Raw genomic sequence first — 22,938 nt, forward strand, 5'->3', positions numbered from 1 at the left:
ATAATAAAAATAGGGCTCAAAAACAAAGCCCTATATAGATTGAATTAACAAATATTAATATATTTTTAATGCTACGCATTTTACATTAATAACTTTTTATGCATTTTATTAAATTAAGTTGAATATTTATAAAAAACGTCATTAAAAGCCACTATTTTTTCGGAGCTCTTGGTGGCACTTTTTTATTGTAACTTTTGATTAATAACCTTAATTGTGTTTGGTCCTGCTATTCCATCTACTGTTAATTTATTTGCACTTTGAAACGCCCTTAATGCAGTTTCAGTAGAAGGCCCGAAAAATGTTGTAGTTGTTGTAATCTTCAAATATCCTAATCTCTTTAATGCCTCCTGCAAATTCTTTACATCTTGTCCACTTGTTCCTAATCTTAACGGCCTTGTATAGACCAACTGTATTTTATTATTTACTAAAGTCTGTGATGTATTTCCCCTACTTGGCGTTGTTGTACCTTTTGTGTCTACCTTATTTGCCGTGTTTTGTGTAGCCTGCTTTTTCAACAATTCATTTATCTTGTTTATCGTTGATTTATCTACCATTCCATCAGCAACAGGCAATTTATTGGCCTTTTGAAATGCAACTACTGCTGCTTTTGTTGACGATCCGAAATAAGTTGTAGTTGCTGTTATCTTTAAATACCCTAATTTCTTTAGTGCATCCTGAAGCTTCTTTACGTCTTGTCCACTTACTCCATACTTTAGTATTCTTGTATATGTCAACTGCTGACTACTATTATAAAAAACACCTATATTTGTCCCTGAATTGGTTGTATTTGTCTGATTAGATGTCTTTTTAACTTCTAAATTCATTAATAACTCGTTTATTTTATTAATTGTTTGTCTATCAACTGTTCCATTATCTGTTAAAGCATTAGCCTTTTGAAATTCTGTGACTGCTGCATATGTGGCATTATCAAATACTAATGATGTCGTATTTGCTTTATAGTAGCCCAACTTTTTTAATGCTAATTGTAAGGCTGTCACATCTGTTCCCTGTGATCCCATACTTAAATCTCTACTATATAAAAGTCTTTTTATATCATTATCATTTATAGAAGCTCCTCTTGATGTTTCCTGCTGTCTTTCTACTTTAAATTTTATTTCCTTCTTATCATCAAATTGACTACTACTTAACTTATCCTTTACATAGCATATTACTCTATATTCACCTTCAGCTTTTGGTACATATTGTAATATGCCATCGCTATTTGATACTGTTGTAACTAACTTTTGTCCTAAATAAACATCAAACTTGTAGCTCATAACATCATAACTGCCATTTTCAACATCTGCCTTTATTTTTATTGGCTTATCAACATAAACTTTTTCACTATCAGCAGATATTGATTTTATTGAAGGTAACTTAAAAACTATAAAGTTTGCACCAATCTTGTCATCATATTCATTTTCAGAATCCTTCTTTTTAATAAAATAATTTACATCATAGAAACCTTCAGAGTCTGGATTGAAGTTTATGCTAAAATCATTCCCATAGTCCTTTTCATATATAACTTGTCCATCTTTTTTAATCTGCACTTTATAAACAAACTCATCAAAATTTTCAATACCATCAAGTTTTAAAGTTACAACTTGTCCAACAAAAATATATCGACTTGATATATTTAATTTTAAATTCTTTATAAAACCATTCATTAACCTATTACTTTTTTCAACATCTTCATAATATCTATACACCGCATCTGCTATTTTAAATGCTATTTTTTGTTGCATCTCTGAATTAGTCAACTTTTTCAATTCCTCTGGATTTGACATAAAACCAGCCTCTATCAATATTGAAGGCATAGTAGTATATCTGGTTACATAATATTCTGACTGTTTTGCCCCTCTATTTTTAAAACCTAAGGAGGCTATACTGTCAACCACTAACTTGGCTAAATTTCTCCTATCTTCTTCTAAAATTTTAACTTTAGTCTTTTCAACCTTTAACTTGTTCCCTTCAACATCTTGAATATTTACATAAACTATATTACCCTCTTTAACTTCACCTTTATAAATATAATGTTTACCATTATATTCAACATATTTTGTATAAAAAACCTCAGTTCCACTAACTTCTGTATTTAAAACATCCTTCCCATTTTCTTTTTTAATTGCTTTGTTATTGTGTATACTTATAAACATATCAGCCAAATTAGAATTTGCGATTTTTACCCTCTCCTCAAGAGTAACAGCAACATCATTATTTGGTTCACGTGTATAAATAATATCCGCTCCAAAATTCTTAAGAATATTTGACAGTTTTTCTACTATTGCTATATTTATATTTTTTTCATATATATTATTAACACTGGCACCTACATCTCCATATTTACCATTTTCATAACGTATTTTGGGATCTCCACCGTGCCCAGCATCCAATACAATCTTTTTTCCATCAAGCATACCTGCAAACACTATGTTGGAAGACATTAACATAGCAATAAGCAGACATGTAACCTTTCTATAAAATTTCAACATGTCCACCCCCAAGATATAATTTAATTTAATTAAATTATACATTAAACGACTGCATTCTTCAATAATTTAACAACAATTATTTTAATAATACAATTTTTTCTAAATGATAAAATTATTGATTTATATTTTTGTTGTTATTGAACTTTTTTTGTAAAAATATAAAAATATTAATTTAAACTTTTTATTTATTGATTTAAAAAGATAAATATTTGAACTAATAAATACAATTATTTCGATAAGAAAATATGAAATAAAAAAAATGGGCCGCTTCTCGGCCCTAAGGGGGATGGGGGGTTCTGTTTATGGAAACTACTGTTTCCATCTCAAGGTGGTTTCCTTGAGCTTTCATTATTAATTTTAACCATTCTTCATTTTTTTATACATTTAACAAAAAACTTTTTTAAAATAATTAACGACAAAAATCACTTATCTTTAGTAAGTGGAAATGAATATAATTTAACCAAATCAAATATAAAATAACTATATATCAAACACAAATTTAAAATCAACAACATATATGTATTCCTGAAGGCGGAATATCACTTTTAACGTGAAGTAGTTTGCTACGATGGGAGTATTGTCTGACAAGCTCCTTCTGCATAAAGTTTGTGGTAGTTCACATAAGTAAAAAGTGTCAATAGAAGAATTGACGCTCAGGCTGTTGAAAAAGTTATAAATTGATCAGCCCCATGAAGGATTTCTTGGGCATTGGTTCATTTCGCTAATCAAATCTAAGCTTTTCTTTGTTTCAAAAAGTCCTACCCTCGCGATGCCATCGTCCTGATGGTCGCTCGGCTCGGCACGTCCTGTGCCGAATTTAGGACTTTTTCAAAGTCGAAAGCTAAGAATTGCTAAAGCTCATGAAATATGCCATTTTGAAATCCTTTCATGGGGCTTTTTCATACTTTATCTAACAATTAGGTTTTTCAAAAATCTGAGCGTCAATCGAAGGATTGACACTCAAAAAGTTTTGATTTTTAACTATCTACTTAACAGGTTGCAGTTTACATTACCATTTATTGAAAATGTCACATTTCACCTATGTGGCACTCTTTAATGAGGTACTTAAGCACCTCTGCTGTATCCCTAATTGGCTTTCCTGAGAGCATATCAACACCTGCATCCTTTAGTAAGTCAAGCGAATACTTGCTTCCTCCAGATTTTAAGAAACTCAAGTATCTATCCACATTTTTTCTATCCTCTAATATGGATTTAGCAATGCTAATTCCAGCACTTAATCCTGTTGCATACTTGTATACATAGTATCCATCATAAAAATGTGGTATTCTTGCCCACTCTATACTTATTTCATCATCAATAACACATTCTCTTCCATAATATTTGTTATATAGGTTTCTCCAAATTTCTGAAAGCCTCTCACCATTTAGTGGTTCTCCCTTTTCTGACATAGTGTGGGTTATAAATTCAAACTCAGCAAATAAAACCTGTCTAAAGTAGGTTGTTCTAATAAGTTCCATAAACTCACTTATAATATATCTTCTTGCCTCTCCCTTTAATTTATCCATAAGATAGAAGTACATAAGCACTTCATTTGTTGTTGACGCAACCTCTGCACAGAATATTGTATAGTTTGAATAAACATAGGGCTGTGTTTTTCTTGAAAAATATGAATGTATTGAATGTCCAAGTTCGTGGGATAAGGTTAAAACATCATCTAACCTTTCATTGTAGTTAAGAAGAATATATGGTTTTGTATCATAGGTTCCCCAAGAATATGCTCCAGAATACTTACCCTTGTTGCTATAGACATCTATCCATTTGTTATTGAAGGCTTCATCAAGAATTTTTAAATACTCATCTCCAAGAACCTTTAGGCCCTCCTTAACCATTTCCTTGCCTTCATCATATTTAACCTCCATATCAACGCTCTCTACAATTGGTACATAAAGGTCATATAGATGAAGTTCATCCACCTTAAGCTCCTTCTTTTTTAGCCTCATAAGCTCATCAAGGGAAGGAATATTTTCAGATACTATTTCTATTAACCTATTGTATAAGGAAACATCAATGTTGTCTGAAAACAAAGCTCCCTCTAATGCAGATTTAAAACCTCTAACAGTTGCGTAAAACACATCCGACTTTACCTTAGATGAGAGCATCGCACCATATGTATTCTTATACTTCATAAATCCATTATGAAGGCTCTTAAAGGCATTTTTTCTAAGTTCCCTATCCTTAGATACAATATATTGTGAATAATTATTATTAGTTAACTCATACTCTTTACCATTTGAATCGACAATTTTATCGAACTTCAAATCAGCGAAGCTCAACATCTTAAATATATTTTCAAATCCCTGTGCCATTTCGGCTGTCTTTGAAAGAAGCTCCTCCTCTTTATCTGATAAAACGTGCTTTTTTTGTCTTATCAAATCCTCAAGTTCATGCTCATAGAGCTTTAATTCCTGTACTTCTTTAAAATATCTATCTATCGTTCCATCCTCAAGCTCTAAAATTTCAGGGTATATAAAGGCTGTTGCACTATTATACTCAACAGACACCCTCTCTCCTAAATCTGCAAGCTCCTGTCCCTTTGTATTGTTGTTATCCTCATCCCTCTTCATAAAACAATATACAGTTATTTTATCACATAACCTTCCAGCATCATCCCTTAAGGATAAACATTCATATAAAAACTTTGCACCATTTTTAAAACTTCCCTTAAACTTTTTAATCTCCTCAATCATTCCCCTTAATACTTCAACATCCTTTAAAAGACTCTCTTCATTTCCATAAATCGTATCTATATCCCATTTATATTCATTAGGGATATCCTTTCTTTCAATTAAACTGTAATCCATACCAACACCTCCTGACTTAATTATTGCACATTTTATAAATTATTTCCATATACAATTCATAATGGAAAGATTGATTTGACTATATAACCTTATTTTTTGTAATATTAAGATATATACTCTATGATTTAGGAGGATTTTATGTTTGGAGAATTTATAGATCTAATACTTAAATCAAAATTAATAACATCATCAAACATATATAAAAAATTAATAGACTTGCTAAATACACAGGATTTTAAAAACAGCCTGAATGAGGCATCAGTAAACAGGGACTACAGCTGTAAAAGATGCTATAAGTGTCTTGAGGAGATTATAAACATCTTCTACAAAAAAGACGACGACTTTCTATTTGCAGTCTATCAATATGCCCTTTCAAAATCCTTCAGCGAAGCTGTCACTTTAAGTCTTGATAAAGAGGATTTTCCAATATTTGAGACATACCTGTTACTGCTCAAAGTTTTTTCAAAATTCCAAAAACTATCCAATGACGGAAGTTTTCAAAGCAGGTATCCTCTATTTTTCTTAGGACTTGATGAGGAGAGAGGTCTTGAGGACCCTTCTGAATACAAAAAATTTGTTGAGGCCTTTGAAGGCGATTATGTTTATGAAATGATGAAACTAAACCAAGAAATAATCGGCTACAACACCCTCGACCACGTATGCGGAGTACACTATCTATCCCTATATATTGCAAGGCAGGCAAAGAGCAAAAATCTACCTATTGACCTTGGAAGAATTTCAGGTGCTGCTGCAGGCCACGACATAGGTAAATTTGGCTGTAAAGGAGTTGAGCTAAAACGTGTTCCCTATCTACACTACTACTACACAGATGTTTGGTTTAAAAAGCACAACATAAACTACATAAGAAATATTGCTATAAACCATTCTACTTGGGATTTAGAGCTTGAAAATCTATCTATAGAGTCACTTATTCTAATATACAGCGACTTTAGAGTTAAAAATAAAAAAATAGACAATAAGGAACAAATGTACATATACACCCTTGATGAATCCTTCGATGTTATTTTAAATAAACTCGACAACGTTGATGAGAAGAAGATTTTAAGATATAAGAAGGTGTATTCTAAGCTTAAGGATTTTGAAAACTATCTTTTAGATTTAGGAATAAACGTTTCCTTAAATGACAACAAAGTAACTCCATATAAAGATAAGTGCTATTCCCTTATGTTTGGTGATGATATTGTAGAGAATATAAAATACCAAGCAATAAGCCACAATATAGAGCTTATGCATAAATTAAGAAGTGAATTTTCACTTAATGAGATACTTGAAAATGCAAGAAATGCACAGGATTCTCAATCCCTCCGTGCATATCTTGATATAATTGAAGAATATTCAACATACCTTACCCAAAAACAAAAAATAATTACACTTAGCTTTTTATATGAACAGCTAATGCACAATGAAGAGGATATAAGAAGACAGGCTGCTGAACTTTTAGGTCTTCTTATTGCCTCCTTTGATGAAGAATATAGAAAGGAGCTTCCTGAAAACGCAAGGATAGATAAAGATGATATAGATTCAATCTATCTATTTAAAAGATATGTTTCACTTATGCTTACCCCAGACCATAAGATAATAGATACATACAAGGAATGGATAGGATACAGCCTTTCTGTTTTTATAAAATCTATATTCAACAAAATAAGTGAAGCTCAAAAATTAGAATACAAATTTGCTCTACAGGAATTCTACTTAAAAGATAATCTATCAAAGGAAATGGAATTATACCTATTAGATGCTGCAAAATATATTCCTCTTAAGAGTGAGGACAGTCTGTTTTATGATTTTTTAATAAAAAGACTTTTATCCGATAGGCACCATATTAGAATAATGGCCCTTGATACCCTATATGTTCAATTGAATAAGAATACTCCATCACCAGATACATTAGAAGAGATAAAGAGGATATTTTTAAATGAAATAAAATACAGTGCAACTGCACCTGAGAACTTCCTTAAGCTTAATATAGCAGAAAAATTAGGAATTGAGAGTATTGTGCTAAATGAATATTTATCCTACTACATAAAAAATCTTGAAAACATAACAGATATATTTTTGAGCAACCTTAAAACTGCAACAAGCTGGATAACCAAAAAAATACAAATAGATATTCTTTTAGATTATGCACTTAAAAACCCTAAGGAGAGGGGGCTTCAAACAGCACTCCACTTCTGCAATCTTCTTAAGGTAAGTGCAGTTGAAGCTGTAAGAAATAAAGCAGGTGAATCAATTTTAAATATAATCAAGTTTTTACCAATGGAACAGAGAAATGAAATTGCAGTAGAGCTTGTTCGTGCCCTTGAGATGGAGGGTTATAGATTTACAAAATATATTCCAAACTACCTTGGTAAAATAATACTCTATCTTCCTGTAGTTGAACTTAATGAGTTTTTAGATGACTCCTATGAAAAGATAAAGACCTCAAACAACAGGGTTTCATCACTTATATTAAAAACCTCCTCTGTTGCACTTTCAAATATAAACATATATAAAGCACAAATAAACAGCGATGATGAATATAAAAGGATTTTAAATAAATTAATTTCAATAATATTAAGCGGTCTTATAAACTACAGTAGCCAAATAAAACAATTTGCACTAAATTGTATTGGTGTTCAGATTTTTGGCTCAAAAACCCTATCCTTAGAGAATAAAAAGGAAATTTTTAATATAATTGCAAAAAAGTTTTTATCTATAATTGGCCAGTTTGAGGAGGATGAACTTTTATTCTTAGTAAATTCTGCTGCATTAAACCATATTTACAGGTTTATATCTGAACAAAATACAATATCAAAAATAAAACTAAATATACCAAAACGAATTGCCTTTATGCCTGGAACCTTCGACCCATTCTCCCTAAGCCACAAGGAGATAGCAAAGGCAATAAGGGATTTAGGATTTGAGGTATATATTGCAATAGATGAGTTTTCTTGGTCTAAAAAGACATTGCCAAACCTAATACGAAGGACTATTGCTGCCCTCTCTATTGCAGATGAAAACAATATATTCCTATTCCCTGAAACACAGCCAATAAATATTTCAAATCCAAAGGATATAAGAAGGTTAAAGGAAATATTTAAGGATTTTGAAGTATACATTGTAGTTGGAAGTGATGTTGTAATAAACGCCTCTGCATATAAAAAACCAAAGGAACAAGACTCCATTCACACATTAAACCATCTAATATTCGAAAGAAGGAGTATAAATGAATACAGCCAAGAGATGTTTGAAGAGGCAGTAAAAAATATAGAGGGGGATGTTATAAAATTAAACCTTCCACCCCAATACGAGGACATAAGTTCAACTCAAATAAGAGATAGCATAGATGAAAATAGGGATATTTCTAATTTAGTTGATCCTCTTGTACAGAGGTATATATATGAAAATGGTTTTTATAGAAGAGAACCTCAGTATAAATCCCTTTTAACAGATTGGCCCTTTGAATTTGAAATTGTTGAGGAATATAAGGAGGCTGTAGTTGAAAAACTTTCGCATCTTTTAAGGCTAAATTTCTATGTAGTAAAAGAAAAATTGATGAGGTTTTTTGCAAAGCCCTCTGCAAGGCTTCTTATTGCAATAGATAAAGAAAACGACAGCATAGCAGGTTTTTCTGCCTTCCACTGGCTACGTTCAAACTCCTTCTATATAGAGCTAAATGACACAACCATTTCTAATTTTTTAAGGGAAAATGCAGTAGGAAGAGTTATATTAATTGATGGTATGTATATAGATAAAAACTCAACAATAAAGGAACTCCCTCAGCTTATCTTAACTGAAACACTATCCTTCTGCATCAGCAAAGACTACGACTATGCTATATATAAAAACTTGCTTGATATAAAGGAAAATTTTGAAATACAAAATCTACTTCTATCAAACGGTTTTATTGAAGTTAAAACCGAAGACATCCATCATAGGTGCTATGCTGTAAATATGAACTATCCGATATCTCTTCTTCTTGATATAGAAACAATTATAAAGGAACCCTACAGAAATACTGAAACTGTAAAAAATGCAATTATTAAAACAAGGGAAAATTTAAAGCGGGCTCTAACAAAGCTCTATCCTGGACATCTTGTATTAATTTTTGAAAGGGACGTTATATACAAGAGGCTTGTACAAAAAATTTGCAGAGAAAACGGAGTTCCACCCTACCAAATGGTTCCAAGAACCCTTGGTCCTTTAATGTGCGTCCCCTATGGAAACATATTAAGAAGAAATATTGTACCAAACACAGTAACAAAGGCACTCCATACAGAAAAGCTATTTAATCCTAACCTAAAGACCTTTAAAATAGGGCCATACCCGAATTACCTAAGCCTTGAGCTTCAGATAAAAACAATTGCAAGCTTTGATAGGCCTATTATTCTTGTTGATGACATACTCCATAAAGGGTACAGAATAAAGGCCCTCGACCCAATTTTAAAGGATGAAAAGGTGGATGTTCATAAGATAATTGTGGGAATATTGTCTGGTCAAGGAAAAGAGATTATGGATATTCAAAATAGAGAGGTTGACTGTGCTTACTTTATACCAAAACTTAGGGCTTGGTTCTATGAAGATGCCCTCTACCCCTTTATAGGTGGAGATAGTTTATTTAGAGGCAGCTACCCCCAAAGAAACCTAATACCATCAGTTAACCTAATACTTCCATATGCTGTTCCAACCTTCCTAAAGGGAGCATCTACTAAGGATATATTTAATCTTTCAAGGGTTTGTATAGAAAATGCAAAAATACTTCTTGAGGCAATAGAACAGGAATATGAAGCCATAAATGAGAGGAGCCTAACCCTTCAAAATATAGGCGACGCACTTGTTTATCCAAGATATCCAGAACACGGAAAGTTTATGTACTACGACCTTACACTTTCACCTTCTGTTTATCTAAAAAATGACCTAGAACAACTGGAAAAACTTGAACCAATTTTGACATAGGAGGAATAAGATGAATATATACAAAAAAAATGGAGACATATTTATATCAAACCATAAATTTAAACTTGATGAAGCCACTGAAAAGGATTTAAAGAATGCAGAGCACATATACCTATTAAAAAAGTCAGGAACAAGTTGTAGGTTTAGACAGGTTGTAAATTCCTTAACGCAAATTGAAGATAGAGAGACCTTAAATTATATAATAAAAAAAGAAGGAAGTTCAGTAGATGATTTAATAAATGGTGGTAAACTATCCTACATCAATACATCCTTTGAAGAATGGGAGGAAATGTATAAAGTTAATCCACTTAAGAAAAAGTACAAAGTTACAGTTGCAGGACTTGGAGACGTTGGAGGAACTCTATCTATTGGACTTAGGCTTTTAGGTTATGATGTGATATCCGAAATTGGAGTTTTTGACCTTGATGAAAATAAGATAAAAAGATGGGAATATGAACTAAACCAAATAAACTATCCAAATAATACTTCCCTGCCTAAAGTTAAACCTGTGTCCTTTGATGAAGTTTTTGATTGCGATGTATTTATATTCTGTATAACAAGGCAGGTTCCTGATGTATCTATACAGGACGTTGATGTTAGAATTGTTCAGTATAAAAGCAATGCAGAGATAATATCAATGTATGTAGATGCAGCAAAAAAGGCAAAATACAAAGGGTATTTCTTTGTGGTTTCAGACCCTGTTGACCATCTTTGCAAAAGGGCCTATTTTGAGCTAAATAAAGATTATATTTTTCCTGCTGATAATGTTAAGGGATTTGGTCTTGGAGTTATGTATGCAAGGTCACTATACTATGCTCAAAATATGAATATAGGCTACTTTAAGGATAAAGGAAGAACCTTTGGTCCCCACGGTAAAGATTTAATAGTTGCAGATAATATAGAAGACTACAACCACGAACTATCACTTAAACTAACAGAGCTTACTACAAATGCTAATATAGAGGTTAGAAAAACTGGATTTAAGCCCTACATAGCACCCGCCCTGTCCTCTGGTGCCCTATCCATTCTATCCTGCCTTAAGGGAGAATGGCACTACAGTACTGTATCAATTGAAAATGCCTTTTTAGGTATAAAAAACAGAATCACAGAATATGGCGTTGAGATAGAAACATATAAAAATTTAGACGAAAGGCTTTTTGAAAGAATTAAAAAGAGCTATGAAAGGCTGGTAGAGTTTGATGTGTGATACCATACTTATTGCATCAAAAAACAGGTCTGATATTTTAAATAATATGATAAAGGCTTTTATGAAGGACAATGCCTTTGAGGAATACTCACCTCAAAGGCATATAAACCTTAAAAACAAAAAGATTGTATTTGCAGTCGAACTAAACAGCATAGGTGTATGTCCTTATATACTTGATGTGTTAAATAATATAACCCTAAGGGGAAAGGATGCACTTTTAGGCTCAACTGCCTGTGTGCTTATAAAAAGTCCTACACTTCATTATACAAAAAGCTTTTCGCAGCAGATTATATTTATTGCAAATAGCCTTGGCTGTATCTTTATAGGACATCCTGTAGTTGAAGCTATAGAAGGTTTTTTAAACTTTAGAACCTGGCAAAAGACTCTTAATATCCCCCTTGAGGAAATATGCTACTATTTATGCAGAGGGTTATCTGATAGATTCTTTAGTTTTAAATTTTTAAAAAAACAAAACCCTAAAGTATCTGTACTTCACGCAAGCTATAGAGATACATCTAATACCTTAACCCTCTGGTATATGATAAAAAAATATATAGATGGGGTAAGTATATTAGAACACCACGTTGAAAACGGGACTATACAGGATTGTATTGGCTGTCCCTTTAAAACCTGCCTCTATTTTGCAAAACAAAAAAGCTGCTTCTATGGCGGTTCTATTGTAAAGGAAATATTCCCTGCAATAGAAGAGGCAGATGCTGCTATTTTTATATGCCCCAACTACAACGATGCTATTTCTGCCAATTTAAGTGCAGTTATAAATAGAATAACTGCACTCTATAGAAGAAATCCCTTCTATGACAAAATGCTCTTTTCAGTAATTGTATCTGGTAACTCTGGTGGAGATTCTGTTGCAAAGCAGCTAATAGGTGCACTAAATATAAATAAAGGGTTTATACTGCCTCCTTACTTTGCTATAATGGAGATAGCAAATGATATGGGTGAGATAAAAAAAGTTGAAAATATAGAAAATAAAGCACAGGAATTTGCACAAAATATAGTTAGAAGCTTGTGTTGAACTTATAATATTTTAAGGAGGCTCAAATAATGAAAAAAATAGTTCCAATTTTACTTGCTGTAGTATTACTTTTTTCCTCCTGCGGTAAAAAACAAACAGACAACAACAATGATATAAATACAAAACCAACTACAAATGAAACGAAAAACACAAATCAGCAAAAGCCTTCTGAAAATAACTCTTCAAAAACAGAAGATGAAAATAAAGAGGAATATAATAAAGAGACAACCGGAAAAGATGAAAATATAAATAATGACGATGTTTTGATAATAGACGCTGATGTTTCATCCCTGAGCAACAAGGAGTTGGACTTTGGTCCCCCTCCTGTAAAAAATAACGAATCACAGTATATGCCAAAACAGACAGTTGAGCTATTTAAAAAATACGATGCCTACTATTTAGGTGATAGGACAAAAAAGGAAATATATTTAACCTTTGATGAAGGATATGAAAACGGATATACAGCAAAGATACTTGATGTTTTGAAGGAGAAAAACGTAAAGGCTGCGTTTTTCGTAACAAGACCATATATAAATCAAAACAAGGAATTAATAAAGAGAATGGTTGAGGAAGGCCATATTGTAGCAAACCACAGCTCAACACATCCATCAATGCCACAGAAGGCTGTAGATTTTGAGAAGTTTAAAAGGGAATTTGAGGACACAGAGGCTGCCTTTAAGGATGTTACAGGGCAGGATATGCCTAAATTCTTTAGACCTCCAATGGGAAAATACAGTGAGCTATCACTATACTATACACAAAAACTTGGATATAAGACCATCTTTTGGAGCTTTGCCCATAAGGACTGGCTTGTAGATGACCAGCCTCCTGTTGAAACAACTATACAGAGGGTTATAGACAGAAGCCATAGTGGAGAAATAATGCTTCTACACGCAGTATCAAAGAGCAACACCGAAGCCCTACCAACAATAATAGATAAGCTTCGTGAAATGGGGTACGAGTTTAAACCTCTGACAGAACTAAAATAGGGTGCAAATGCACCCTTCAGGCTGTTGAAAAAGTTATATATTGATTAGCCCCATGAAGGATTTCTTGGGCATCGATTCATTTCGCTAAGCAATTCTAAGCTTTTCTTTATTTGAAAAAGTCCTACCCTCGCGATGCCATCGTCCTGATGGCCGCTCGGCTCGGCACGTCCTGTGCCGAATTACGGACTTTTTCAAAGTCGAAAAGCAATAATTGCTAAAGCTCATGAAATATGCCATTTTGAAATCCTTTCATGGGGCTTTTTCATGCTTTAGCTAACAAACAGGTGTGTCAACAATCTGATGGTGTAAATGCACCCTTTTATAATACCTTCTTTAAATCTCTATAGCTGTATTCCTTTATAAACTTATTATTTGCATCATCCCTTATCAATAGCCTTACCTTATCATCTGTTATCTTTAAAACTCTTCCCTTAAGCTTTGTTCCAAGCACATTAACAGGAGCATCAAGTTTAAGTTCCCTCAAATCTGCATTAGAACAAAATTCACAAACTCCTCCATCTTTAACTATTCTTTTACAGCTTGTACAATAAAACACAATAATCCCCCCAACCCAATTTTATTTCTTTTGGACTACAATACAGTATATTATCTCTACAACAAAAATATTCCTCAAAAGTGCCACCAAGAGCTCCGAAAAAATGATACCTTAAAAAATGTCACCACTATATATAGTGTATAAGAGATAATTTGTGCTGCTATATATAGTATACTTTTGAAAATGATTTGATTTTTTCGGAGGTTTCCCACCCAGGTGAAATGTGACATTTTCCATTGATTTATTAAAAAAATTGAAATCTCTTTTCTGTGAACTCCTCCCATTTATACAAGTAGTAGTTTCCTGGTTAATACTCCCAACGAAGAAAATCACCCCAAACTCAAAGGGCTGTTCCTTCCTCAGAATACCTGTTATATAGTCATTTTTAGCTTAGTTTTCGCTATAATATTTATAACATCTTTTATGTATTTTAGGCAAAATTCAGCACCCTCTTACAAAATTGAGCGACTTCTATAGCTGATTAGGTTATACTTGAAAATAATATGGCTTCTTTCTTAAGCTAAATTAGTACTTATTTTTCTCATAAAAATATGCTCCTCTCTATGATAAACAGCTTTTAAATTTTAATCTGTGTACCATAAAGGGAGCATATCATTTTACCAATTTATTGAAATATCACATTTCACCTGGGTGTAAGAGCTCCGAAAAAATGATACCTTAAAAATTGTCACCACTATATATAGTGAATAAAAGATAATATGCGCAACTATATATAGTATGTTTTTAAAAATAATTTGATTTTTTCGGAGGTCTCGGTGTCACTTATATCTTTTGATAAACCTTCTTTAGTATCTCCTCTTTTCTTTGTGCTGCTTCGATTAAAAACCTCTTACAGTTCATATCAACATCGCTTACTAAATCAATATCATCTATTGATGCTAAATTAATCCTTACATTTAAAACTGCCGCTTCTATTGCTGCAAATATTTGTATTGCTGCAACACCTACATCTGTTATCGCATTCTTGTTGCCATATTCAGCAATAAAATCCACCATATCAAACATTGAAAAAGCTGTTTCTGCAACAGAATAAGGCACACCATAGGCTTCAATTAAAGCCCTCTGTATTGCCCTGTTTCTCTCTTTTATCTCCTCTTCTGTTTCCTTTGGCATCTTATATGCCTGCATTACCAAATTAAAGGCCTCAACATCCTTTTCAATATATTCCTTAAACTCTTTTCTCAACTCTTCGCACTTTATTAGATACTCATTAAACTTATTCTTCACATCATCGCTATATTCCATAAACTTCTTCTTATTCACTGTTAAGTTCATTACCATAGAAGATAAACTTGCAGCAAGTGCACCTGATAATGCTGCAACAGCCCCTCCTCCTGGTGCTGGAGAGCTTGAAGAAAGGTCCTCCAAAAATTTTTCTATTGAATTTTCATATATCTTCATCACAATCCTCCTTAGTATACTAATTTTCCATCTCTAACTACTATTTTACCATTTTTTATTACCATATCAATATGGTTTATTCCAAAATGGTAAATGATGTAATTTTCATTTAGGGCATTCATAACTACTATATCAGCTTTTTTACCCTTCTCTATACTTCCAACCTCACTTCCTCGTCCTATTGCATAGGCTGCATTTATTGTAACTGCCGATATTACCTCCTGAGGTGTAAGTCCCATCCCTAATGAAGCAAACACCATTATGCTCTGCAAAGACTCAGTCGGGCAAGTACCTGGGTTATAATCTGACGCTACTGCCACCGCAAGACCTCTTCTTATCATTTCCCTTGCTGGTGCATATTTTTTTAATCTTAAATAGAAGGAAGTTCCAGGAAGCAGGACTGGTATTACACCTGCCTCCTTCATAGCATCAATCCCCTCCTCAGATACTGCTACTAAATGCTCTGCCGAAACAGCACCAAGCTCTGCTGCAAGCTTTGCGCCCCCCATAGGTTCTATCTCATCTGCGTGAAGTTTAACCTGAAATCCTAACTCCTTTGCTGCCCTTAAAACCCTTCTTGTCTGCTCTAAGTTAAAAAATCCCTCTTCACAAAAGGCATCCACATATTCCGCAAGCCTCTCTTTTTTAACAAAGGGCATAACCTTTTCTATCATAAGGTCGATATATCCATCCACATTCTCCTTATACTCCTCAGGAACTGCGTGTGCACCAAGATAAGTGCTAACAATATCTATAGGATGCTCTATTTCCTTCGCAACCCTTAGACACTTTACTTCATCTTCAAAGTTCAATCCGTATCCTGACTTGGCCTCTACGGTTGTTGTTCCCCAAAGAAGCATCAAATCAAGACTCTTTAATGCCTTTTTATAAAGCTCATCATAGCTTGCCGACCTTGTAGCTCTAACCGTACTTAAAATTCCCCCACCTTGTTTTAATATATCTAAATAGCTTGCCCCCTCAAGCTTTAATTTCAGCTCATTCTCCCTTGAACCATAATGCACAAGATGCGTATGGCTGTCAACAAATCCAGGTAGAACAAGCCTTCCCTCTAAGTCAATAACCTCTGTTTTATCATCGACAAAATCCGCTCCGTCCCCGCTACCAACATCTAAAATTATACCGTTCTCTATAACTACATAACCTCTCTCAATAACCCCAAGGTCCGCCATCTCCCCCCCAAATTTTGGACCTTTGGATTTTACTGTTGTAATCCTCCCATTTTTTAATAATATCCTGTCCAAAGTACCACCCCTATTCAGCTATCCTGTGTTCTAAAACCTGTTCTATAGAAAAGTTTTCAAGCTGTAGGTAGTACTCTAAAGAATCCACAAGAGCCTTCATTGGAACAAGCCCAACTATCTCACTTCCAACAACCTCAACACCAAAACGCTTTGCCTCCATCTTAACCATCTCAAAGGCCCTATATATTGCTGTCTTTTCATAATTTACAAGATTCATTGAAACCTGAGTTATATTTCTATCCTCAAGCTTTACACCCATAGCCTTTACAAACCTCAATCCCCCACCAATAAACCTTACTGTCTTTGCTATCTTATCTGCAATCTCTAAATTTGGTGTGTTTAAATTCACATTAAAGGCAACAAGAGGAACCCTTGCACCAACTGCAGTACATCCGCTCTTTTCGTTCATTTCGCTTGGTCCAAAGTCTGGTTTCCACTCTGGATTTTTAATCTTTTCAAAAAATCCCTCATACTGTCCCTTTCTAACATCTGCTAAATTCTTTCTCTCTGGCCTTGTTGCCGCCTCTTCATACAAATACACTGGAACGCCAAGCTCCTCACCTATTCTTTTGCCTACAGCCTTTGCAATCTCAATGCATTCCTCCATTGTAACCTCTCTAACTGGTATAAAAGGTATAACATCCATTGCCCCCATTCTTGGATGTCCACCTGTATGGGTTCTCATATCAATAATCTCACACGCCTTCTTTGTCATATTAAAGGCTGCCATAGACACTCCCTCAACATCCCCAACAAAGGTTACAACTGTTCTATTGTGGTCTGCATCTGATGAATAATCAAGCAGTTTAACACCCTTTACTTTTCTAACCTCGTCTACAATTCTTTCAATCTTTTCCTTATCTCTTCCCTCTGAAAAATTTGGAACACACTCAACTATTTTAGCCATCCTATAACCTCCTATTTAAGCATTGGTATCTTAACGCCCTTTTGTTTTGCAAACTCAATTGCTTCATCATATCCAGCATCAGCGTGTCTTAATATTCCCATACCTGGGTCACTTGTTAATACTCTTTGAAGCCTTGCATCCATCTCTTCGCTTCCATCTGCACAAACAACCATACCAGCGTGAATTGAATAGCCTATTCCAACACCGCCACCGTGGTGAACTGATACCCAAGTTGCACCATTTACAGCATTTATTAGTGCATTTAATATTGGCCAATCGGCAATAGCATCTGAACCATCCTTCATTGCTTCTGTTTCACGTCTTGGAGATGCAACTGAACCACAGTCTAAATGGTCGCGTCCTATAACAATTGGTGCCTTAAGTTCACCCTTTCTTACAAGTTCATTCAGTGCAAGTCCAAATTTTGCTCTCTCTCCATATCCAAGCCAACAAATTCTTGAGGGCAACCCTTGAAATTTAACCCTCTCTCTTGCCATCTTAATCCATCTTGATAAGTGTTTATTTTCTGGGAATAGCTCTAAAACAAGCTCATCTGTTCTGTAAATATCCTCTGGATCTCCTGATAGTGCTGCCCATCTAAATGGTCCCTTGCCTTCACAAAATAGTGGTCTTATATATGCTGGAACAAATCCTGGGAAGTTGAAGGCATCCTTTACACCTTCATCATATGCCATTTGTCTTATATTGTTACCATAATCAAAGGTCACAGCCCCACGTCTTTGCATCTCAAGCATTGCCTCAACGTGACGAGCCATACTCTTCTTTGCAAGTCTTATATATTCCTTTGGATTCTTCCTTCTTAGCTCAAGTGCTTCTTCATACTTCATACCACCAGGAACATATCCATTTAGAGGATCGTGGGCTGATGTTTGATCTGTTAAAACATCAGGAACAAATCCCTTTTTCACAAGCTCTGGAAGAATGTCTGATGCATTTCCTAATACACCAATTGAAATAGCCTCTCCCTTTTCCTTTGCCTCAATTGCCCTATTTAAAGCTTCATTTATATCCTCATAATATACATCAAGATACTTTGTATTTATCCTCTTTTCTATTCTGTCTCTATCTACTTCAATACAAAGTGCAACACCTTCATTCATCGTAACTGCAAGTGGCTGAGCTCCACCCATACCTCCAAGACCTGCAGTTAGCGTAATAGTTCCCTTTAGGCTTCCTCCAAAGTGCTTTTCTGCAACTGCAGCAAGTGTCTCATAGGTTCCCTGAAGAATTCCCTGTGTTCCTATGTATATCCAAGAACCTGCTGTCATTTGCCCATACATTGTAAGCCCCTTTTGTTCAAGTTCCCAAAAATACTCCCAGTTTGCCCAATGTGGAACAAGCATCGAGTTTGAGATTAATACCCTTGGTGCCCACTTATGGGTTTTAAATATTCCAACAGGTTTTCCTGATTGAACAAGTAAAGTCTCATCATCCTCTAAGTTCTTTAGTGAATTTACAATGGCATCAAAACACTCCCAATTTCTTGCTGCCTTCCCTCTTCCGCCATAAACTATTAAATCCTCTGGTTTTTCTGCCACCTCCACATCAAGGTTGTTCATAAGCATTCTTAAAACTGCCTCCTGCTGCCATCCCTTACAGTTTAGCTGATTTCCTCTTGGTGCCCTAATCTCTCTCATAGATTAACCCCCTTACATAAGTTCTCCTATTTTTTCTTCAACCTTTATAACAAGCTCCTCTAAAAGAGCTGTTGCTCTATTTATATCCTTATACATAATTCTATCCTCATCTAATGTTGGTATATGCTGCCTTAAAAGTTCATAACCTGCTAAAGTTGCCTTTGCAAGTCCCTTCATACCCCTCAAATCAATCGCCTGACAGGCTGATAAATATTCAATTCCTAATACCCTCATTGCATTGTATATTATACTTCTTGCCTTCCTTGCTGCTATTGTACCCATACTGACGTGGTCCTCTTGATTTGCAGATGATGGTATAGAGTCAACTGATGCTGGATGTGCTAATACCTTATTTTCTGAAACAAGTGATGCCGCTGTGTATTGAGCTATCATAAAACCTGAATTTAGTCCACCCTTTTTAGTTAAAAAGGCGGGTAAATCATTTAATTGATAATTTACAAGTCTTTCTATTCTTCTCTCGGAAATGTTTGCAAGCTCCGATACTGCAATACCTAAAAAATCCATTGCCAGTGCCATTGGCTGTCCGTGAAAGTTACCCCCTGAAATAACCCTATTCTCATCTGAGAATATAAGCGGGTTATCGGTTGCTGAGTTTATTTCAATTTCAACAACCCTCTTTACATATTCTATAGCGTCCTTACTTGCACCGTGTACCTGTGGAATACATCTTAATGTATAGGCATCCTGTACCCTAAGTTCCCCCTGTTTTGTTGTAAGTTTACTTCCCTCAAGGATTCTATTTAGATTCTGTGCACATTTTTGCTGTCCAACCTGTGGACGAACATTGTGTACCTTATAATAATATGCATCCGTAATTCCCCTTAATGCTTCAACCGTTAAAGATGCAACAATATCTGCAGCTTTAGATAGCATAACCGCATCATATAATGCAAGTGTTCCAACTGCTGTCATAACCTGAGTTCCATTTATAAGTGCAAGTCCCTCCTTCTCTACAAGTTCTATTTCTTTTATTCCTGCCCTCTTTAGAGCTTCTTTGCCAGATAATCTTTCACCGTTATAGTAGGCCTCCCCCTCACCTATCATAACAAGAACCATATGTGAAAGAGGTGCTAAATCTCCACTTGCACCAAGAGAACCCTTTTCGTATATAACTGGGTGTACACCTTTATTTAACATTTCTACAAGAGTTTCTAACGTCTCAAGCCTAACACCAGAATAACCCTTAGACAGTGCATTTGCACGAAGAAGCATTATAGCCCTTACAACCTCCTGTGGTAGCTCCTCTCCAACTCCACAGGCGTGGGATACAATTAAGTTTCTTTGTAGCTTTTTTGCCTCCTCCTTTGAAATAACAACATCCGAAAACTTGCCAAAACCAGTTGTAATACCATATACAACCTTTCCTTCATTAACAAACCTATCTACAACCTCTCTTGCAGATTTAACTTTTCTTTTTGCCTCCTCTGCAATTTCAACCCTATACCCATATCTTGCAACCTTAACCACATCTTCAATAGTTAGATTTTCCCCATCAATAATTATTTTGTGCAAACCCATCACCACCTGTAATATTCAAAATTTTCTAATAATATTATAACATTAAACCATTCTTAAAATTTTCTGAATATTTTTAACACACTAAAGTGCCACCAAGAGCTCCGAAAAAATGATACCTTAAAAATCGCCACCACTATATATAGTATATAAAAGATAATATGTGCAACTATATATAGTATGTTTTTAAAAATAATTTGATTTTTTCGGAGGTCTCCCACCCAGGTGAAATGTGACATTTTCAATATTTTTGTTATTTTGTTTTACCAAAGTTTATTTTTCATTAACTGTAAAAATATTAAACCAAACTGTTTTTTATTTTTATCGTAAGTAAAAAAAATTTCATATTCAGTTTAAACAAAAGAATAAAACTAATTTTATTCTAATATAATCTAATAGAAATAATTTTTTTCAGGAGGTATTATGAAAAAGACAAACAAATTAAAAACTGAGAAAATAAACTCAATTACTAAAAAAATAAAAAGAAAGCATAAGAGTATAATTAACATTACAAAAGATTATAGAAAAATGTACAGTATAATTTATAATACTTCTTGTACTGAAGGCTTTAACATAGAAGATATATATTCTAATGAAAAAATAGAAGAAACTATTTGGCGAAAAATTTTAATAAACAAATATGAAAAAGAAATTAGAAAATTAAAATATGAAATTGAGTTAATATGGGGGGATAGAAAATGATAAATTCTACATCAATAAGAGAAAATAAAATTTCATTATTAAAAGCTTCAAAAATAATATCAGAACAGCTAAATACAGACGAAAAAAAAGTTTATAAAGCTTTGTTAGAGTTGGCTCATAAAGGTTCTTGTGAAATTGAAAATCTTAATAATAGATTCTATGTTGATAATGAACGACTTAGTGATATAAAACAAAAGATAACTGAGTTATTAAACGATGAAAACAAAGATAAAAATAAACAACATAATAATAAAAATAATAATCAATTTGATAGGAGTTATATTGAAATGATTTTGCTATTAAATAAGAAAGGATTAGATTCTAAAGATATTGCAGAAATAATGAAAGAAGTAGACAAAGTCTATTCTGCAAAAAAATAATATTAAAATTTATTATGCAAAAATGCCACTCGTTTTATGAGTGGCTATTATTTTAGGTAAAATACTTGTTTTTTAAAACTACAGAAATTATTTATGCAGTATCATAAAAATTTTATGTTCTTTATTAAAAAGCCACCTTAAGCTTCGAAAAATAATACCTAAAAATTATCTATAATACAAACAGTAGCCTAAATTTATATTTAAACACTATATTATTATATATTATTGAATACAAGTTTGTTTTTTATAATATATGCCATCAAAATAAAATGCATTATTCACAACATATCATCACTTAAATCGAATATATAGCACACTTTTCATACAATAAGTAAAAATCTCCTAAATTTATTTTTTAGGAGATTTTTACTTTAATTACAACTTCTGAAGTTTGGTTTTTTAGGTGTTTGTTATGAATATTATGCATTTTTTATTAAATGTACATCAAGAGGTGTTGACAAATTAAGTCTTTTCATTAACCTCCTGTTTTCAAGTTGAGCATCTTTGCTACATTTTAATTATTAACCTGTTATCAATAGTTTATACATACATCTAAAAATTTTTTATAAATTTTCCATAATTGCCTATGTTACTTATTACAAAATGTCACATTTCACCTGGGTGGGAAACCTCCGAAAAAATCAAATCATTTTCAAAAGTATACTATATATAGCAGCACAAATTATCTCTTATACACTATATATAGTGGTGACATTTTTTAAGGTATCATTTTTTCGGAGCTCTTGGTGGCACTTTTTTGCAATTTTACTTACACTTGATCTATCCATATGTGAACTACCTCCACTTATAGAAGTGGTGGCTTCGTGGTCAATACTCCCAGCGGAGCAAGTTATCCCACGCTCAAAGGGCTGTTCCTTCCCCAAATATACCATTTACATGGCTAATTTTAGCAAATTCTTACTTGCATTTATATCTCTATCATGAACTGCACCACACTTTGGACATTTCCATTCTCTCAATGCTAAATTCTTTACATCAGAATTTTTATA

Annotated in this window: 15 protein-coding genes; 6 read left to right on the forward strand and 9 right to left on the reverse strand. The window is 33.6% G+C overall.

Features of this window, described 5'->3' with window-relative positions; all coding sequences use genetic code 11:
* Positions 1-182: 182 nt before the first annotated feature.
* Both A3M9_RS0110350 and pepF read right to left on the reverse strand, forming a co-directional pair.
* Positions 183-2,489 carry a peptidoglycan-binding protein gene (locus A3M9_RS0110350; protein ID WP_198011963.1) on the reverse strand — a complete coding sequence of 769 codons (2,307 nt, stop codon included), beginning with the start codon at positions 2,487-2,489 and terminating at the stop codon, positions 183-185.
* Between the two features lie 1,031 nt (positions 2,490-3,520).
* A complete protein-coding gene (pepF, locus tag A3M9_RS0110355; protein ID WP_027309162.1) occupies positions 3,521-5,314 on the reverse strand; it encodes an oligoendopeptidase F in 1,794 nt (597 codons plus the stop codon).
* 138 nt (positions 5,315-5,452) lie between these two features.
* Between pepF and A3M9_RS0110360 the strand changes: the two genes are divergently transcribed.
* The 4 genes from A3M9_RS0110360 to pdaA are packed head-to-tail and all read left to right on the forward strand — an operon-like array spanning position 5,453 to position 13,505.
* Positions 5,453-10,273 carry a nicotinate-nicotinamide nucleotide adenylyltransferase gene (locus A3M9_RS0110360; protein ID WP_027309163.1) on the forward strand — a complete coding sequence of 1,607 codons (4,821 nt, stop codon included), beginning with the start codon at positions 5,453-5,455 and terminating at the stop codon, positions 10,271-10,273.
* Positions 10,274-10,283: 10 nt separating this feature from the next.
* Positions 10,284-11,480 (forward strand): hypothetical protein, encoded by a 1,197-nt coding sequence (locus tag A3M9_RS0110365; protein ID WP_027309164.1) that lies wholly within the window; start codon positions 10,284-10,286, stop codon positions 11,478-11,480.
* Positions 11,473-12,516 carry a flavodoxin family protein gene (locus A3M9_RS0110370; protein ID WP_027309165.1) on the forward strand — a complete coding sequence of 348 codons (1,044 nt, stop codon included), beginning with the start codon at positions 11,473-11,475 and terminating at the stop codon, positions 12,514-12,516. Before A3M9_RS0110365 ends, A3M9_RS0110370 begins: the two co-directional genes overlap by 8 nt.
* A 26-nt stretch (positions 12,517-12,542) precedes the next feature.
* Entirely contained in the window at positions 12,543-13,505 is a 963-nt protein-coding gene (pdaA, locus tag A3M9_RS0110375) for a delta-lactam-biosynthetic de-N-acetylase (RefSeq protein WP_027309166.1), read from the forward strand.
* Positions 13,506-13,824: 319 nt separating this feature from the next.
* On the opposite strand, the gene A3M9_RS0110380 is transcribed toward pdaA, so the two are convergent.
* The 6 genes from A3M9_RS0110380 to hutH all read right to left on the reverse strand — a co-directional run bounded on the left by A3M9_RS0110380 (position 13,825) and on the right by hutH (position 20,843).
* Positions 13,825-14,061 (reverse strand): hypothetical protein, encoded by a 237-nt coding sequence (locus A3M9_RS0110380; RefSeq protein ID WP_051350703.1) that lies wholly within the window; start codon positions 14,059-14,061, stop codon positions 13,825-13,827.
* 783 nt (positions 14,062-14,844) lie between these two features.
* Positions 14,845-15,483 carry a cyclodeaminase/cyclohydrolase family protein gene (locus A3M9_RS0110385; RefSeq protein ID WP_027309168.1) on the reverse strand — a complete coding sequence of 213 codons (639 nt, stop codon included), beginning with the start codon at positions 15,481-15,483 and terminating at the stop codon, positions 14,845-14,847.
* A gap of 11 nt (positions 15,484-15,494) precedes the next feature.
* A complete protein-coding gene (gene hutI, locus A3M9_RS0110390; RefSeq protein WP_305803572.1) occupies positions 15,495-16,673 on the reverse strand; it encodes an imidazolonepropionase in 1,179 nt (392 codons plus the stop codon).
* 82 nt (positions 16,674-16,755) lie between these two features.
* A complete protein-coding gene (gene ftcD / locus A3M9_RS0110395) occupies positions 16,756-17,652 on the reverse strand; it encodes a glutamate formimidoyltransferase (protein WP_027309170.1) in 897 nt (298 codons plus the stop codon).
* Positions 17,653-17,663: 11 nt separating this feature from the next.
* Positions 17,664-19,310, reverse strand: coding sequence for a urocanate hydratase (gene hutU / locus A3M9_RS14665; protein ID WP_027309171.1), 1,647 nt, complete (start codon positions 19,308-19,310; stop codon positions 17,664-17,666).
* A 12-nt stretch (positions 19,311-19,322) separates the two neighbouring features.
* The gene (hutH, locus tag A3M9_RS14670; RefSeq protein WP_027309172.1) at positions 19,323-20,843 is read right to left on the reverse strand and encodes a histidine ammonia-lyase; all 1,521 of its coding nucleotides are present in this window, start codon (positions 20,841-20,843) and stop codon (positions 19,323-19,325) included.
* Between the two features lie 426 nt (positions 20,844-21,269).
* Here hutH and A3M9_RS0110410 point away from each other — a divergent pair, with 426 nt between their 5' ends.
* Both A3M9_RS0110410 and A3M9_RS0110415 read left to right on the forward strand, forming a co-directional pair.
* Positions 21,270-21,548, forward strand: coding sequence for a hypothetical protein (locus A3M9_RS0110410; RefSeq protein WP_027309173.1), 279 nt, complete (start codon positions 21,270-21,272; stop codon positions 21,546-21,548).
* The gene (locus tag A3M9_RS0110415) at positions 21,545-21,928 is read left to right on the forward strand and encodes a hypothetical protein (protein ID WP_027309174.1); all 384 of its coding nucleotides are present in this window, start codon (positions 21,545-21,547) and stop codon (positions 21,926-21,928) included. The genes A3M9_RS0110410 and A3M9_RS0110415 overlap by 4 nt, the downstream gene beginning before the upstream one ends.
* 893 nt (positions 21,929-22,821) lie before the next feature.
* Here the strand turns inward: A3M9_RS0110415 and A3M9_RS14480 are convergent.
* On the reverse strand, positions 22,822-22,938 hold a 117-nt coding region (locus A3M9_RS14480), incomplete at its 5' end, for a zinc ribbon domain-containing protein (protein WP_156897899.1).

Source organism: Caloramator sp. ALD01 (assembly GCF_000472625.1).
GTDB lineage: Bacteria > Bacillota > Clostridia > Clostridiales > Caloramatoraceae > Thermobrachium > Thermobrachium proteoclasticum.

Coding starts and splice junctions, on each gene's coding strand:
- A3M9_RS0110370 (WP_027309165.1), top strand. CDS start 11,473: ATGTGTGATACCATACTTATTGCATCAAAAAACAGGTCTGATATTTTA.
- A3M9_RS0110410 (WP_027309173.1), top strand. CDS start 21,270: ATGAAAAAGACAAACAAATTAAAAACTGAGAAAATAAACTCAATTACT.
- hutI (WP_305803572.1), bottom strand. CDS start 16,673: ATGGCGGACCTTGGGGTTATTGAGAGAGGTTATGTAGTTATAGAGAAC.
- pepF (WP_027309162.1), bottom strand. CDS start 5,314: ATGGATTACAGTTTAATTGAAAGAAAGGATATCCCTAATGAATATAAA.
- A3M9_RS0110385 (WP_027309168.1), bottom strand. CDS start 15,483: ATGAAGATATATGAAAATTCAATAGAAAAATTTTTGGAGGACCTTTCT.
- A3M9_RS0110360 (WP_027309163.1), top strand. CDS start 5,453: ATGTTTGGAGAATTTATAGATCTAATACTTAAATCAAAATTAATAACA.
- hutU (WP_027309171.1), bottom strand. CDS start 19,310: ATGAGAGAGATTAGGGCACCAAGAGGAAATCAGCTAAACTGTAAGGGA.
- A3M9_RS0110365 (WP_027309164.1), top strand. CDS start 10,284: ATGAATATATACAAAAAAAATGGAGACATATTTATATCAAACCATAAA.
- ftcD (WP_027309170.1), bottom strand. CDS start 17,652: ATGGCTAAAATAGTTGAGTGTGTTCCAAATTTTTCAGAGGGAAGAGAT.
- A3M9_RS0110415 (WP_027309174.1), top strand. CDS start 21,545: ATGATAAATTCTACATCAATAAGAGAAAATAAAATTTCATTATTAAAA.